This window comes from Pseudomonas sp. SID14000, assembly GCF_002165135.1.
Classification (GTDB): domain Bacteria; phylum Pseudomonadota; class Gammaproteobacteria; order Pseudomonadales; family Pseudomonadaceae; genus Aquipseudomonas.
Window position 1 is genome coordinate 58,393 of record NZ_NFZQ01000017.1, and the last position, 14,306, is coordinate 72,698.

A 14,306-nucleotide genomic window follows, 5' to 3' on the forward strand; every position below is an offset into this window, starting at 1 on the left:
CGGCTAAAGCCGCTCCCACAGGGTACGCGGGCCGCTTGCAAATTCAGTTCTCTACGCGACAGCGCAGCCCAAAGGGCTGGGCGATCTCCCACAAGGGAATATGACACGCTCTCGAACATTGTTCCCTGTGCGACAGCGCAGCCCAGATCGCAGGCGAAAAAAAACCGACCATAAGGTCGGTTTTTTCAGGATCTTGGTGCCCCGAGGGAGACTCGAACTCCCACTCCTTTCGAAAACGGATTTTGAATCCGCCGCGTCTACCAATTCCGCCATCAGGGCATGTGGCGCGCAGTATAGAGAGCCGCCGCTGGTCGGTCAATCGGCTTTCATGGTCAATTTTCACACATTGGGCTAAACTTCCCGGCCCTGCCGAACCGAACATCATCATGCGCGTCGCCGATTTTTCCTTCGAACTCCCTGATTCCCTGATCGCCCGCCACCCGTTGGCCGAGCGCCATGGCAGCCGTCTGCTGGTGCTCGATGGGCCAACCGGCGCGCTGGCGCACCGGCAATTCCCCGACCTGCTCGAGTACCTGCGCCCCGGCGACCTGATGGTGTTCAACAACACCCGGGTCATCCCGGCGCGGCTGTTCGGCCAGAAAGCCTCCGGCGGCAAGCTGGAAGTGCTGGTCGAGCGCGTGCTCGACAGCCATCGGGTGCTGGCCCATGTGCGCGCCAGCAAGGCGCCCAAGGTAGGCGCGGTCATCCTCATCGATGGCGGCGGCGAGGCCGAAATGGTCGCGCGCCATGACACGCTGTTCGAGCTGCGCTTCACCGAAGAGGTGCTGCCACTGCTCGACCGCGTCGGCCATATGCCGCTGCCGCCCTACATCGACCGCCCGGACGAGGGCGCCGACCGTGAGCGCTACCAGACCGTGTACGCCGAACGTGCCGGTGCGGTCGCCGCGCCCACCGCAGGTCTGCACTTCGACGAAGCGCTGCTGGAAAAGATCGCCGCCAAAGGCGTCGAACGGGCTTTCGTTACCTTGCACGTGGGGGCAGGCACCTTCCAGCCGGTGCGGGTCGACAAGATCGAAGACCACCACATGCATAAAGAGTGGCTCGAGGTGGGCCAGGATGTGGTCGATGCCGTCGAGGCCTGCCGCGCCCGTGGCGGCCGGGTGATCGCGGTCGGCACCACCAGCGTGCGTTCGCTGGAGAGCGCGGCGCGCGATGGCGTGCTCAAGGCCTTCAGCGGCGACACTGACATCTTCATTTATCCGGGGCGGCCGTTCCATGTGGTCGACGCGCTGGTCACCAATTTCCACCTGCCGGAGTCCACGCTGCTGATGCTGGTCTCGGCCTTCGCCGGCTACCCCGAGACCATGGCCGCCTACGCGGCGGCGGTCGAGCAGGGGTACCGCTTCTTCAGTTACGGTGATGCCATGTTCATCACCCGCAATCCGGCGCCACGCGGGCCCGAGGATCAAGCATGAGTCGCACCTGTCGAATGTCCTTCGAACTGCTGGCCACCGACGGCAAGGCCCGTCGTGGCCGCATCACCTTCCCACGGGGCACCGTGGAAACCCCGGCGTTCATGCCGGTGGGCACCTATGGCACGGTCAAGGGCATGCTGCCACGCGACATCGAGGCCATCGGCGCCGAGATGATCCTGGGCAACACCTTCCACCTGTGGCTGCGCCCGGGCACCGAGGTGATCAAGAAGCACAACGGCCTGCACGACTTCATGCAGTGGAAAGGCCCGATCCTCACCGACTCCGGTGGCTTCCAGGTGTTCAGCCTGGGCGCCATGCGCAAGATCAAGGAAGAGGGCGTGACCTTCGCTTCGCCGGTCGATGGCGCCAAGGTGTTCATGGGCCCGGAAGAGTCGATGCAGGTGCAGCGTGACCTGGGTTCGGACGTGGTGATGATCTTCGACGAGTGCACCCCGTACCCGGCCGAGCACGATGTGGCGCGCGCGTCCATGGAGCTGTCGCTGCGCTGGGCCCAACGCTCGAAGAACGCTCACGCCGACAACACCGCGGCGCTGTTCGGTATCGTCCAGGGCGGCATGTACCAGGACCTGCGCATGCGCTCGCTGGAAGGCCTGGAAAACATCGGCTTCGACGGCCTGGCCATCGGCGGCCTGTCGGTGGGCGAGCCCAAGCACGAAATGATCAAGGTGCTGGACTACCTGCCTGGCCAGATGCCTGCTGACAAACCTCGTTACCTTATGGGGGTAGGCAAACCGGAAGATCTCGTTGAGGGTGTGCGCCGCGGCGTCGACATGTTCGACTGCGTGATGCCGACGCGTAACGCGCGCAACGGTCATCTGTTCGTCGATACAGGGGTGATCAAGATCCGCAATGCGTTCCATCGCCACGATGATTCGCCGCTGGATCCGACCTGTGACTGCTACACCTGCACCAACTTCTCGCGCGCCTATCTGCATCACCTGGACAAGTGCGGCGAAATGCTGAGCAGCATGCTGAATACCATCCATAACTTGCGCCATTACCAGCGCTTGATGGCCGGTTTACGCGAGGCTATTCAACAAGGTAAATTGGCCGCCTTTGTCGACGCCTTCTACGCCAAGCGCGGGCTGCCGGTGCCGCCCTTGGACTGACTGTCCGCATCCATTATTAAAAAATTACATTAGGAGTGCCCAATGAGCTTCTTGATCCCCGCCGCATACGCGGACGCTGCAGCACCTGCCGCCGGCCCAGCCGGTACCGGCTTCGAGTGGATTTTCCTGGTCGGTTTCCTGGTCATCTTCTACCTGATGATCTGGCGCCCGCAGGCCAAGCGTGCAAAAGAGCAGAAGAACCTGCTGAGCAACTTGCAGAAGGGTGACGAAGTTGTCACCAACGGCGGCATCGCCGGCAAGATCGTCAAGGTTTCCGATGATTTCGTGGTACTGGAAGTTTCCGACAACGTCGAGCTGAAGTTCCAGAAGGGTGCCATCGCGGCCACCCTGCCAAAAGGTACGCTCAAGGCTATCTGAGTTACCGGTTTTTCTTTCCAGTCGGGGCGCGCAACGCGCCCCGCGTCTTGAACGGGCGGCGTGATGCTGAACAAATACCCTCTGTGGAAATATGCACTGATCGTGCTGGTACTGGTGGTCGGTTTCATTTATTCCGCTCCCAACCTCTACCCGGATGATCCGGCGGTACAGATCAGTGGTGCCAGCTCGGCGCTGCAGGTGAGCCAGGCCGACCTCGATCGCGTCAGCAAGGCGCTGGGCGATGCCAAGATCGCCGTCAAGGGCGCGAGCCTGGGTGAAAAGGGCAGCGGGCTGATCCGCCTGACCAATCAGGAAGACCAGCTGCCAGCCAAGGATGTAGTGCGCAAGGCACTGGGCGATGATTATGTCGTGGCCCTGAACCTGGCCCAGACTACCCCGCAATGGTTGCGCAACCTGGGCGCAAGCCCGATGAAGCTGGGCCTGGACCTGTCCGGTGGTGTGCACTTCCTGCTGGAAGTGGACATGGACAAGGCCATGAACGCCCGCATGAAAGTCTACGAAGGCGAGGTCAAGACCTTGCTGCGCAAAGAGCGCATCCGCTACCGCAGCCTGCCTCAGCAGGATGGCGGCATCATGCTGGGCTTCGCTGACGATGCCACCCGCGAGCAGGCACGTGCCCTGATTCGCAAGAATTTCAATGATTTCGACCTGACCACCACCGAGCGTAACGAGCTCGCCGTGCTGCGTCTGGCGCTGACCCAGGCGAAAGTCGCCGAGATCCGCGAATACTCGATCAAGCAGAACCTCACCACCGTTCGCAACCGGGTCAACGAGCTGGGCGTGGCCGAGCCGCTGGTACAGCGCCAGGGCGCCAACCGCATCGTGGTCGAGCTGCCAGGCGTGCAGGACACTGCCGAAGCCAAGCGCATTCTCGGTAAAACCGCCAACCTGGAGTTCCGCTTCGGTGCCGAGCCTGGGGCGTCCAAGGCCACTACCGAAGTGTTCGAGTTCCGTGAAGGCGGTCGTTCCGCTGCGGTCGAGCGCGGCCTGATCATCACTGGTGACCAGGTGACTGACGCCCAGGCCAGCTTCGACGAGCAAGGCCGCCCGCAGGTGAACATCCGCCTGGATGGCCATGGTGGCGAGCTGATGACTCGTGCTACCCGCAGCAACGTCGGTCGCAGCATGGCGGTGATCTTCATCGAGCAGAAGCCGGTCACCCGCTACGTCAAGCAGACCGTCGACGGCGTCGAGAAGGACGTTGCCGTACAGAGCTTCCAGGAAGAGAAGAAGATCATCAGCCTGGCGACCATCCAGTCGCCGCTGGGCAGCCAGTTCCGCATCACCGGCCTGAACGGCCAGGGCGAATCGTCCGAACTGGCCCTGCTGTTGCGTGCCGGTGGCCTGGCCGCGCCGATGTACTTCGCTGAAGAGCGTACCATCGGCCCAAGCCTGGGTGCCGACAACATCACCAAGGGTATCGATGCGTCGCTGTGGGGCATGCTGTTCGTCTCGCTGTTCATCATCGCCATCTACCGCGCCTTCGGCGTGCTGGCCACCATCGCCCTGGCCGGCAACATGGTGTTGCTGCTGGCGCTGATGTCTCTGCTTGGGGCCACCCTGACCCTGCCGGGTATCGCCGGTATCGTGTTGACCATGGGCATGGCGGTGGACGCCAACGTGCTGATCTTCTCGCGTATCCGTGAAGAACTGGCGGCAGGCATGTCCGTGCAGCGGGCCATTCATGAAGGCTTCAATCGCGCCTACTCGGCAATCGTCGATGCCAACCTGACCACCTTGCTTGTAGGCGGCATCCTGTTTGCCATGGGTACCGGTCCGGTCAAGGGCTTTGCGGTCACCATGTCCCTCGGGATTTTCACATCGATGTTCACTGCCGTGATGGTGACCCGTGCGTTGGTCAACCTGACCTGTGGCGGGCGTGACATCAAGAAGCTGTGGGTTTGAGGGAGCTGCGATGAAAACCATCAATTTCATGGGCGTGCGCAAGGTTGCGTTCGCCATTACCGTGCTCCTGACCGTGCTGGCGCTGTTCAGTTGGTGGCAGAAGGGCCTGAACTTCGGCCTGGACTTCACTGGCGGTACGCTGATCGAGCTGACTTACGAGCGCCCGGCTGACCTCAAGGTGGTGCGTGCCGAGCTGGTCAACTCCGGCTTCCACGAGGCCGTGGTGCAGAGCTTCGGCTCTACCACCGACCTCTTGGTGCGCATGCCGGGCGATGACCCGCAGCTGGGCAACAAGGTGGCTGAAGTCCTGCAGAAGGCTGGCGGCGACAATCCGGCCAAGGTCAAGCGTGTCGAGTTCGTTGGCCCGCAGGTGGGTGAAGAGCTGCGCGACCAGGGTGGCATCGGCATGCTCCTGGCTCTGGGCGGCATCCTCATCTACCTGGCTTTCCGCTTCCAGTGGAAGTTCGCTGTGGGCGCGATCATCTCGCTGATCCACGACGTGGTGGTGACCCTGGGTATCCTGTCGTTCTTCCAGATCACCTTCGACCTGACGGTGCTGGCAGCAGTGCTGGCGATCATCGGCTACTCGCTGAACGACACCATCGTCGTGTTCGACCGGGTGCGCGAGAACTTCCGCGTCATGCGCAAGGCCTCGCTGATCGAGAACATCAACGTTTCCACTACCCAGACCCTGCTGCGGACCATCGCCACGTCGGTATCGACTTTGCTGGCCATTGCCGCGCTGCTGTTCTTTGGTGGCGACAACCTGTTCGGCTTCTCGCTGGCCCTGTTCATCGGCGTCATGGCCGGTACCTATTCGTCGATCTATATCGCCAACGTGGTACTGATCTGGCTGAACCTGAGCAGTGAAGACCTGATCCCGCCAGCCAAGACCGACGGTGTGGACGATCGCCCGTAAGGCGTGTTCCATGCCGTTTGGCGGCCAGAAAGGCGCGAGTGTTGAACTCGCGCCTTTTTTTTTACTCCAAGGCTGGGAGAAGGCGGGTTGGACCCGCGGGTTATGATCAGGAGGTTCATGTGAACAAATCAATGCTTGTGGGTGCGGTGCTGGGTGCTGTCGGTGTGACTGCCGGAGGTGCTGTCGCAACCTACAGCTTGGTCAACAAGGGGCCTGAGTATGCGCAGGTCACCGACGTGCAACCGATCAAACAACAGATAAAAACCCCCCGTGAGGTCTGCAAGGACGTCACCGTGACGCGTCAGGCGCCGGTCAAGGACCAGCACCAGATCGCCGGTACCGTGGTAGGCGCCATTGCCGGTGGCCTGCTGGGTAACCAGATCGGTGGTGGTAGCGGCAAGAAGATCGCCACCGTGGCTGGTGCGGTCGGTGGTGGTTATGCCGGTAACAAGGTGCAGGAAGGCATGCAGGAGCGTGACACCTACACCACGACGCAAACCCGCTGCAACACGGTCAACGACATCAGTGAGAAAGTGGTGGGCTACAACGTGAAGTACACCATTGGCGACAAGGTAGGGCAGGTGAAGATGGACCACGAGCCCGGGTCGACCATTCCGCTGGACAAGAATGGCAAGCTGATCCTCAGCGAAGCTGGCCAGTGATTGATGTTGCCTGAACTGGCCTCTTCGCGGGTAAACCCGCTCCCACAGGTACAGCAATCTCCTTGAGGTTGTCGCTATCACTGTGAGAGCGGGTTTACCCGCGAAGAGGCCAGCACAGGCAGTACAAAACTGGCAGGCAAACAAAAAGCACCCCGAGGGGTGCTTTTTTGTGCCGGCAATCCGCGCTTAGCGCTTCATGTTCTCTGGCAGGTGCGGCTGGATAGCAGTCAGCACGGCCTTGAAGCACTTGATGTTGCCCGCAACGATATGGCCCTTCTCGAGGAAGTCATGGCCACCGTTGAAGTCGCTCACCAGGCCGCCCGCTTCCTGGATCAGCAGTACGCCGGCTGCCATGTCCCATTCGGACAGGCCCGACTCCCAGAAGGCGTCGAAACGGCCAGCAGCCACGTAGGCCAGGTCCAGGCTGGCGGAGCCGGCGCGGCGGATGCCGGCAGTCTGGCCAGTCAGGGCGCGGAACATGCCCAGGTAGTTGTCCAGGTCAGCCATCTGGCTGTCACGGAACGGGAAGCCGGTACCCAGCAGGGCGCCTTCCAGGCTGGTGCGCGAGCTGACACGCAGGCGGCGACCGTTGAGCTGGGCGCCACGGCCACGGCTGGCGGTGAATTCTTCCTGGCGAACCGGGTCGACGATCACGGCGTGCTCAAGGCGGCCACGGTATTTGCAGGCGATGCTGACCGCGAAGTGGGGGATGCCACGCAGGAAGTTGGTGGTGCCGTCCAGCGGGTCGATGATCCACAGGTAATCCTTGCCTTCTTCGCCGCTACCCGCGTGCAGGCCGGTTTCCTCGCCCTGGATGGAGTGGTTCGGGTAGGCCTTGCGCAGGGCGTTGACGATGCTCTGCTCGGCGGCGCGATCGACTTCGGAAACGTAGTCCTTGGCCTCTTTCTCATCGACCTTGATGCTATCCAGGCGTTCGATGGAGCGGAAAATCAGTTCACTGGCGCTGCGAGCGGCGCGCAGGGCGATATTCAGCATAGGCTGCATGGGCGGGTCACCTGGAGATGTTAAAGAAGAAAGCCGATCATTCTAGCAGAAAACTTTGGCGGCAGAAGTGTCACATTTGCTTTCGTGGCGTTACGTCTGTCGGTTCTGTAAGATCGAAGGCCCTGATTTCTGCATCTGTGAGCACAACACCTTGCTGCAAAATATTCGTGTTGTTCTGGTCAATACCAGCCACCCCGGCAACATCGGCGGCGCTGCGCGAGCCATGAAAAACATGGGCTTGTCGCGTCTGGTGCTGGTGCAGCCGAAAGAGTTTCCCGCCGTGGATGCCAGTGCCCGGGCCTCGGGTGCCGACGATGTGCTGGACAGCGCCCAGGTGGTCGACAGCCTCGAGCAGGCGCTGGTTGGCTGCAATCTGGTGATGGGCACCAGCGCCCGCGAGCGGAGCATCCCCTGGCCGCTGATCGGCCCGCGCGAGTGCGGGGCCAAGGCGGTGGAACATGCCGAGGGTGGCGAAGAGATCGCCCTGGTGTTCGGTCGCGAACACGCTGGCCTGACCAACGAAGAACTGCAGCGATGTCACTTCCACGTGCACATTCCCTCCAATCCCGACTTCAGCTCGCTGAACCTGGCGGCCGCTGTCCAGGTGCTCTCTTACGAGGTGCGCATGGCCTGGCTGGCCGCCGGTGCCGCGCCCGGCAAGGTCGAGAAGGTTGACGCCAGCGAGCTGGCGACCATGGACGAAATGGAGCTGTTCTACGACCACCTGGAAAAGACCCTGGTCGGTATCGGCTTCCTTGACCCCGAAAAGCCCAAGCACCTGATGCCGCGGCTGCGCCGGCTGTATGGGCGGGTCGCGGTCGAACGTTCGGAAATGAGCATTTTGCGCGGCATCCTCACCGAGACTCAGAAAGTGGTCCGGGGTGAGCCGCATAAACGGAAGGACTGACAGATGTTCGAACGCCTGCGTGAAGATATTCAAAGCGTATTCCACCGTGACCCGGCTGCGCGCAACGCCTTCGAGGTGCTGACCTGCTATCCGGGCATGCATGCCATCTGGCTGCACCGCCTGGGCAATGCCCTGTGGAAGCGTGATTTCAAGTGGCTGGCCCGCCTGGTGTCGAACTTCGGTCGCTGGCTGACCGGCATCGAGATCCACCCCGGCGCCACCATCGGCCGGCGCTTCTTCATCGATCATGGTATGGGCATCGTCATCGGCGAAACCGCCGAAATCGGCGATGATGTCACCCTTTACCAAGGCGTGACCCTGGGTGGCACCAGCTGGAACAAAGGCAAGCGCCACCCCACTCTGGAGAACGGCGTGGTGGTAGGGGCGGGGGCCAAGGTGCTGGGCCCGTTCACTGTCGGGGCCGGGGCCAAGATCGGTTCCAATGCGGTGGTGACCAAGGCAGTACCGGCCGGCGCCACCGCGGTCGGCATTCCTGGGCGCATTATCGTCAAGAGCGAAGACAATGAGATCGAGGCCAAGCGCAAGGCCATGGCCGAGAAGATCGGCTTCGATGCCTATGGTGTCAGTGGTGACATGCCCGACCCGGTGGCCCGTGCCATCGGCCAGATGCTCGACCACCTGCAGGCAGTCGACGAGCGGCTGGAAGGCATGTGCGGCGCCCTGACCAAGATGGGCAGCGATTACTGCGCCAAGGAACTGCCAGCCCTGCCGGAAGATGACTTCAAGGACGTTACCCAGGTGGCTCAGCGCGACACTCAGCCGCATTGATTGCGCCGCGCTGAAATCACGATGACATACGGGGCGTGTGCTCACGCCCCCTGTCTGCTACAATCGCGCCCGCCTCCCCGATGCAAACCCGACTAAAGCACTAGGTCTAATAGTTGACTTAAATGCTCGGGAATCGCATACTCGCTCACATCCTGTAACTCCCGTGGTACCCAATAGCCATGCGACTGACTACCAAAGGCCGATACGCCGTGACCGCCATGCTCGACCTGGCGTTGCACGCGCAGCATGGGCCGGTGTCTTTGGCCGACATTTCCGAGCGCCAGGGCATTTCCCTCTCTTATCTGGAACAGCTGTTCGCCAAGCTGCGCCGCAGCAGCCTGGTCTCCAGCGTGCGTGGTCCAGGCGGTGGCTACCAGCTGTCGCGAGGCATGGAAACCATCCAGGTGGCCCAGGTCATCGATGCGGTCAACGAATCGGTCGATGCCACCCGCTGCCAGGGCCTCGGGGACTGCCATGCCGGTGACACCTGCCTGACCCACCACCTGTGGTGCGACCTCAGCCAGCAAATCCATGAATTCCTCAGCGGTATAAGCCTGGCCGACCTCGTCATGCGCCGTGAGGTGCAGGAAGTCGCCCAGCGCCAGGACCTGCGTCGTGTCGCAGGCCGAACCGCCCAGCTGGACAAGATTGAGACGTCCGCCGTCGATTGATCCCGCCGGGACGACGAGCGACGCCACCGCCTGATAGGAGAGACAAATGAAGTTGCCGATCTACCTCGATTACTCCGCGACCACCCCGGTCGATCCACGCGTGGCCCAGAAGATGGCCGACTGCCTGCTGGTCGACGGGAACTTCGGTAACCCGGCTTCGCGCTCCCACGTCTTTGGCTGGAAAGCCGAGGAAGCGGTCGAGAACGGTCGTCGCCAGGTTGCCGAGCTGATCAACGCCGATCCGCGCGAAATCGTCTGGACCAGCGGTGCCACCGAGTCCGACAACCTCGCACTCAAGGGCGTCGCGCACTTCTATCAGACCAAGGGCAAGCACATCATCACCTCCAAGATCGAGCACAAGGCGGTCCTGGACACCGCTCGCCAGCTGGAGCGTGAAGGTTTCGAAGTTACCTATCTCGAGCCCGGCGAAGACGGCATCGTCACCCCGGCCATGGTCGAGGCGGCGCTGCGCGACGACACCATCCTGGTTTCGCTGATGCACGTGAACAACGAAGTCGGCTCGATCAACGATATCGCCGCCATCGGTGAACTGACCCGTTCGCGCGGCGTGCTGTTCCACGTGGATGCCGCGCAGTCGGCCGGCAAGGTCGAAATCGACCTGCAAAAGCTGAAAGTCGACCTGATGTCGTTCTCGGCGCACAAGGTCTACGGGCCGAAAGGCATTGGCGCGCTGTACGTCAGCCGCAAGCCGCGTGTACGCCTGGAGGCCATCATCCACGGTGGTGGCCATGAGCGCGGCATGCGTTCGGGCACCTTGCCGACCCACCAGATCGTCGGCATGGGCGAAGCCTTCGCCATCGCCAAGCAGGAAATGGCCGCGGAGAACGTGCGCATCAAGGCCCTGAGCGACCGCTTCTTCAAGCAGGTCTCGGGCCTCGAAGAGCTGTACGTCAACGGCAGCAAGACTGCCCGCGTACCCCACAACCTGAACCTGAGCTTCAACTACGTCGAAGGCGAATCGCTGCTGATGTCGCTGAAGGACATCGCCGTATCGTCCGGTTCGGCCTGCACCTCCGCGTCGCTCGAGCCGTCCTACGTACTGCGCGCCCTGGGCCGCAACGACGAGCTGGCACACAGCTCGATCCGCTTCTCCTTCGGCCGCTTCACCACCGAAGAAGAAGTCGACTACGCCGCGCAGAAAGTCTGCGAGGCCGTAAACAAGCTGCGTGAGCTGTCGCCGCTGTGGGACATGTACAAAGACGGCGTTGACATCTCCAAGATCGAGTGGGCCGCCCACTAAGCAGTCGCCGGCAAGAGCGGCTCCCTGATGAGGAAGGAATTGCACCATGGCATACAGTGAAAAGGTCATCGACCACTACGAAAACCCGCGTAACGTCGGCAAGATGAACGCCGAAGACCCGGACGTCGGTACCGGCATGGTCGGCGCACCGGCCTGCGGTGACGTGATGCGCCTGCAGATCAAGGTCAACGAGCAGGGCGTGATCGAAGACGCCAAGTTCAAGACCTACGGCTGCGGTTCGGCCATCGCGTCCAGTTCCCTCGCCACCGAGTGGATGAAGGGCAAGACCCTGGACGAAGCCGAAACCATCAAGAACACCCAGCTGGCCGAAGAACTGGCGCTGCCGCCGGTCAAGATCCACTGCTCGGTACTCGCCGAAGATGCCATCAAGGCAGCTGTACGCGATTACAAGCAGAAGAAAGGCTTGATCTAAATCGCCTGTTGCGAGGTAAGGAGTCCTGATGGCTATCAGCATGACAGAAGCCGCCGCCAACCACGTGCGGCGTTCCCTGGAAGGGCGCGGCAAGGGCGAAGGCATTCGCCTGGGCGTGCGCACCACCGGTTGCTCGGGCCTGGCCTACGTGCTGGAGTTCGTCGACGAACTGGCGGACGAAGACCAGGTCTTCGAGAACCATGGCGTCAAGGTGATCATTGATCCCAAGAGCCTGGTGTACCTCGATGGCACCGAGCTGGACTTCGTCAAGGAAGGGTTGAACGAAGGCTTCAAGTTCAACAACCCCAACGTGCGCGGTGAGTGTGGCTGCGGCGAAAGCTTCAACGTTTGAGGCTGGCTGTGGGTACTCCTTGTCATTTCGCATTGTTTGACCTCAAGCCAAGCTTCCGCCTGGATCTCGACAAGCTGGCCACTCGCTATCGCGAGCTGGCCCGCGAAGTCCATCCCGACCGCTTTGCCGACGCCTCCGAGCGCGAGCAGCGCGTGGCGCTGGAAAAGTCCGCGGCCCTCAACGACGCCTACCAGACACTGCGCAGTGCGCCGCGTCGTGCCCGCTACCTGCTGGCCATCGGCGGCCACGAAGTGCCCCAGGAGGTCACGGTCCACGACCCGGACTTCCTGTTGCAGCAGATGCAGTGGCGTGAAGAGCTCGAAGAGCTGCAGGACGAAGCCGACCTCGATGGCGTGGCCGTGTTCAAGAAGCGCCTGAAGGTCGCCCAGGACACGCTGAACGAGGACTTTGCCGCCTGCTGGGACGCCCCAGGCGAGCGCGACAAGGCCGAACGCCTGATGCGCCGCATGCAGTTCCTCGACAAGCTCGCCCAAGAAGTGCGCCAACTGGAAGAGCGCCTCGACGATTAACCCGGTGCTGCCCGTGATGGCACCTAAGGTATTCAGATAAGCATGGCCCTACTGCAGATTGCCGAACCCGGTCAAAGCCCTCAGCCGCACCAGCGCCGCCTGGCGGTGGGGATCGACCTGGGTACCACCAACTCCCTGGTCGCCGCCCTGCGCAGCGGCCGTAGCGAGCCCCTGCCCGACGCGCAGGGCAACGTCATTCTGCCGTCCGCGGTGCGCTACCTCGAAGGGCGCAACGAAGTGGGGCAGGCTGCACGCGATGCCGCCTCCAGTGACCCGCTGAACACTGTGCTCTCGGTCAAGCGTCTGATGGGGCGCGGCCTGGCCGACGTCAAGCAACTGGGCGAGCAGCTGCCTTACCGCTTCGTTGGCGGTGAGTCGCACATGCCGTTCATCGACACCGTGCAGGGACCGAAAAGCCCGGTGGAAGTGTCCGCCGATATCCTCAAGGTACTGCGCGAGCGTGCCGAAGCCACCCTCGGCGGTGAGCTGGTGGGGGCGGTGATCACCGTGCCGGCCTATTTCGACGATGCCCAGCGCCAGGCCACCAAGGATGCTGCGCGCCTGGCCGGTCTGAACGTGCTGCGCCTGCTCAACGAGCCGACTGCCGCTGCCGTGGCTTACGGCCTGGACCAGAACGCCGAAGGCGTGGTGGCCATCTATGACCTGGGCGGCGGTACCTTCGACATTTCCATCCTGCGCCTGACTGCCGGCGTGTTCGAAGTGCTGGCCACCGGTGGTGATACTGCCTTGGGCGGTGACGACTTCGATCACGCCATTGCCGGCTGGATCATCGAACAGGCCGGGCTGTCATCCGACCTGGACCCGGCCACCCAGCGCGCGCTGCTGCAAACCGCCTGCGCCGCCAAGGAAGCCCTGACCGACACCGACGTGGTCAGCGTCAGCCATGGCGCCTGGCAGGGCCAACTGAGCCGCGCCGGCTTCGAAGCCATGATCGAGCCCATGGTCGCCCGCAGCCTCAAGGCCTGCCGCCGCGCCGTGCGCGACAGCGGTATCGAGCTTGAAGAAGTCAGCGCCGTGGTCATGGTCGGTGGTTCGACTCGCGTCCCGCGTGTGCGTGAAGCCGTCGGTGCGCTGTTCGGGCGCACCCCGCTGACCTCGATCGACCCCGACCAGGTGGTGGCCATCGGTGCTGCCATCCAGGCCGATACCTTGGCCGGCAACCGCCGCGAAGGTGGCGAACTGCTGCTGCTGGATGTCATCCCGCTGTCGCTTGGTCTTGAGACCATGGGCGGGCTGATGGAGAAGGTAATCCCGCGCAACACCACTATCCCGGTAGCGCGTGCCCAGGAGTTCACCACTTATAAAGATGGCCAGACGGCCATGATGATCCACGTGCTGCAGGGCGAGCGCGAGCTGATCAGCGACTGCCGCTCGCTGGCGCGCTTCGAGCTGCGTGGCATCCCGGCCATGGTCGCCGGTGCGGCGAAAATCCGCGTCACCTTCCAGGTCGACGCCGACGGCCTGCTCAGCGTCGCCGCCCGCGAGCTGGGCTCGGGCGTGGAGGCCAGCATCCAGGTCAAGCCGTCCTACGGCCTGACCGACGGCGAAATCGCCCGCATGCTCAAGGACTCCTTCGAACACGCAGGTTCCGACAAGCAGGCCCGCCAGTTGCGCGAGCACCAGGTGGACGGCGAGCGCCTGCTCGAAGCGGTACAGGGCGCCCTGGACGCCGACGGTGAGCGGCTGCTCAGCAGTGACGAGCGCGACGCCATCGAATTCCAGATGCAAGAACTACGTGATTTGCTGGCCGGCACCGATGGCGCTGCCATCGAGCAACAGACCAAGCGTCTGTCGCAGGTGACCGACGCATTTGCCGCCCGTCGCCTTGATTCGACGGTCAAAGCCGCACTGGCCGGGCGCAACCTGAATGAGATCGAGGAGTAACC

At 62.6% G+C, this 14,306-nt stretch carries 15 protein-coding genes and 1 tRNA gene; 14 read left to right on the forward strand and 2 right to left on the reverse strand.

Annotation, left to right across the window (positions count from 1 at the left end; translation table 11 throughout):
• Positions 1 to 194 precede the first annotated feature (194 nt).
• A tRNA-Leu gene (locus tag CAY82_RS22205) sits at positions 195 to 279 on the reverse strand.
• 107 nt (positions 280 to 386) lie between these two features.
• Here CAY82_RS22205 and queA point away from each other — a divergent pair.
• The 6 genes from queA to CAY82_RS22235 all read left to right on the forward strand — a co-directional run bounded on the left by queA (position 387) and on the right by CAY82_RS22235 (position 6,451).
• On the forward strand, positions 387 to 1,436 hold the full coding sequence (queA, locus tag CAY82_RS22210) for a tRNA preQ1(34) S-adenosylmethionine ribosyltransferase-isomerase QueA (protein ID WP_087503080.1): 1,050 nt from the start codon (positions 387 to 389) through the stop codon (positions 1,434 to 1,436).
• Positions 1,437 to 1,450: 14 nt separating this feature from the next.
• The gene (gene tgt / locus CAY82_RS22215; RefSeq protein WP_013971009.1) at positions 1,451 to 2,566 is read left to right on the forward strand and encodes a tRNA guanosine(34) transglycosylase Tgt; all 1,116 of its coding nucleotides are present in this window, start codon (positions 1,451 to 1,453) and stop codon (positions 2,564 to 2,566) included.
• 42 nt (positions 2,567 to 2,608) lie between these two features.
• Positions 2,609 to 2,944, forward strand: coding sequence for a preprotein translocase subunit YajC (gene yajC / locus CAY82_RS22220; RefSeq protein ID WP_003259111.1), 336 nt, complete (start codon positions 2,609 to 2,611; stop codon positions 2,942 to 2,944).
• Between the two features lie 63 nt (positions 2,945 to 3,007).
• On the forward strand, positions 3,008 to 4,870 hold the full coding sequence (gene secD / locus CAY82_RS22225; protein ID WP_087503081.1) for a protein translocase subunit SecD: 1,863 nt from the start codon (positions 3,008 to 3,010) through the stop codon (positions 4,868 to 4,870).
• 10 nt (positions 4,871 to 4,880) lie between these two features.
• Complete coding sequence (gene secF, locus CAY82_RS22230; RefSeq protein ID WP_087503082.1) at positions 4,881 to 5,789, forward strand: protein translocase subunit SecF; 909 nt, start codon at positions 4,881 to 4,883, stop codon at positions 5,787 to 5,789.
• Between the two features lie 119 nt (positions 5,790 to 5,908).
• Positions 5,909 to 6,451: a glycine zipper 2TM domain-containing protein gene (locus CAY82_RS22235; RefSeq protein ID WP_087503083.1), complete on the forward strand. Its 543-nt coding sequence runs from the start codon at positions 5,909 to 5,911 to the stop codon at positions 6,449 to 6,451.
• A gap of 186 nt (positions 6,452 to 6,637) precedes the next feature.
• On the opposite strand, the gene suhB is transcribed toward CAY82_RS22235, so the two are convergent.
• Positions 6,638 to 7,456 (reverse strand): inositol-phosphate phosphatase, encoded by an 819-nt coding sequence (gene suhB / locus CAY82_RS22240; protein ID WP_003257850.1) that lies wholly within the window; start codon positions 7,454 to 7,456, stop codon positions 6,638 to 6,640.
• A gap of 151 nt (positions 7,457 to 7,607) precedes the next feature.
• On the opposite strand from suhB, the gene trmJ reads away from it, so the two are divergent.
• From trmJ to hscA, 8 genes are all read left to right on the forward strand, one after another.
• On the forward strand, positions 7,608 to 8,363 hold the full coding sequence (gene trmJ, locus CAY82_RS22245; protein WP_087503099.1) for a tRNA (cytosine(32)/uridine(32)-2'-O)-methyltransferase TrmJ: 756 nt from the start codon (positions 7,608 to 7,610) through the stop codon (positions 8,361 to 8,363).
• 3 nt (positions 8,364 to 8,366) lie between these two features.
• Complete coding sequence (gene cysE / locus CAY82_RS22250; RefSeq protein WP_087503084.1) at positions 8,367 to 9,152, forward strand: serine O-acetyltransferase; 786 nt, start codon at positions 8,367 to 8,369, stop codon at positions 9,150 to 9,152.
• A 179-nt stretch (positions 9,153 to 9,331) separates the two neighbouring features.
• The gene (iscR, locus tag CAY82_RS22255; RefSeq protein ID WP_008092572.1) at positions 9,332 to 9,823 is read left to right on the forward strand and encodes a Fe-S cluster assembly transcriptional regulator IscR; all 492 of its coding nucleotides are present in this window, start codon (positions 9,332 to 9,334) and stop codon (positions 9,821 to 9,823) included.
• A gap of 46 nt (positions 9,824 to 9,869) precedes the next feature.
• Positions 9,870 to 11,084 (forward strand): IscS subfamily cysteine desulfurase, encoded by a 1,215-nt coding sequence (locus CAY82_RS22260; RefSeq protein ID WP_087503085.1) that lies wholly within the window; start codon positions 9,870 to 9,872, stop codon positions 11,082 to 11,084.
• A gap of 46 nt (positions 11,085 to 11,130) precedes the next feature.
• Positions 11,131 to 11,517 carry a Fe-S cluster assembly scaffold IscU gene (gene iscU / locus CAY82_RS22265; protein ID WP_003248539.1) on the forward strand — a complete coding sequence of 129 codons (387 nt, stop codon included), beginning with the start codon at positions 11,131 to 11,133 and terminating at the stop codon, positions 11,515 to 11,517.
• 28 nt (positions 11,518 to 11,545) lie between these two features.
• Complete coding sequence (iscA, locus tag CAY82_RS22270; protein WP_003257854.1) at positions 11,546 to 11,869, forward strand: iron-sulfur cluster assembly protein IscA; 324 nt, start codon at positions 11,546 to 11,548, stop codon at positions 11,867 to 11,869.
• A gap of 8 nt (positions 11,870 to 11,877) precedes the next feature.
• On the forward strand, positions 11,878 to 12,399 hold the full coding sequence (gene hscB / locus CAY82_RS22275; protein ID WP_087503086.1) for a co-chaperone HscB: 522 nt from the start codon (positions 11,878 to 11,880) through the stop codon (positions 12,397 to 12,399).
• A 42-nt stretch (positions 12,400 to 12,441) separates the two neighbouring features.
• A complete protein-coding gene (gene hscA, locus CAY82_RS22280) occupies positions 12,442 to 14,304 on the forward strand; it encodes a Fe-S protein assembly chaperone HscA (protein ID WP_087503087.1) in 1,863 nt (620 codons plus the stop codon).
• The last annotated feature ends 2 nt before the right edge of the window (positions 14,305 to 14,306 follow it).

Excerpts from the sequence above, each read along its gene's own strand:
- queA (WP_087503080.1), top strand. The coding sequence starts at position 387 with ATGCGCGTCGCCGATTTTTCCTTCGAACTCCCTGATTCCCTGATCGCC.
- tgt (WP_013971009.1), top strand. The coding sequence starts at position 1,451 with ATGTCCTTCGAACTGCTGGCCACCGACGGCAAGGCCCGTCGTGGCCGC.
- yajC (WP_003259111.1), top strand. The coding sequence starts at position 2,609 with ATGAGCTTCTTGATCCCCGCCGCATACGCGGACGCTGCAGCACCTGCC.
- secD (WP_087503081.1), top strand. The coding sequence starts at position 3,008 with ATGCTGAACAAATACCCTCTGTGGAAATATGCACTGATCGTGCTGGTA.
- secF (WP_087503082.1), top strand. The coding sequence starts at position 4,881 with ATGAAAACCATCAATTTCATGGGCGTGCGCAAGGTTGCGTTCGCCATT.
- suhB (WP_003257850.1), bottom strand. The coding sequence starts at position 7,456 with ATGCAGCCTATGCTGAATATCGCCCTGCGCGCCGCTCGCAGCGCCAGT.
- cysE (WP_087503084.1), top strand. The coding sequence starts at position 8,367 with ATGTTCGAACGCCTGCGTGAAGATATTCAAAGCGTATTCCACCGTGAC.
- iscR (WP_008092572.1), top strand. The coding sequence starts at position 9,332 with ATGCGACTGACTACCAAAGGCCGATACGCCGTGACCGCCATGCTCGAC.
- CAY82_RS22260 (WP_087503085.1), top strand. The coding sequence starts at position 9,870 with ATGAAGTTGCCGATCTACCTCGATTACTCCGCGACCACCCCGGTCGAT.
- iscU (WP_003248539.1), top strand. The coding sequence starts at position 11,131 with ATGGCATACAGTGAAAAGGTCATCGACCACTACGAAAACCCGCGTAAC.
- iscA (WP_003257854.1), top strand. The coding sequence starts at position 11,546 with ATGGCTATCAGCATGACAGAAGCCGCCGCCAACCACGTGCGGCGTTCC.
- hscA (WP_087503087.1), top strand. The coding sequence starts at position 12,442 with ATGGCCCTACTGCAGATTGCCGAACCCGGTCAAAGCCCTCAGCCGCAC.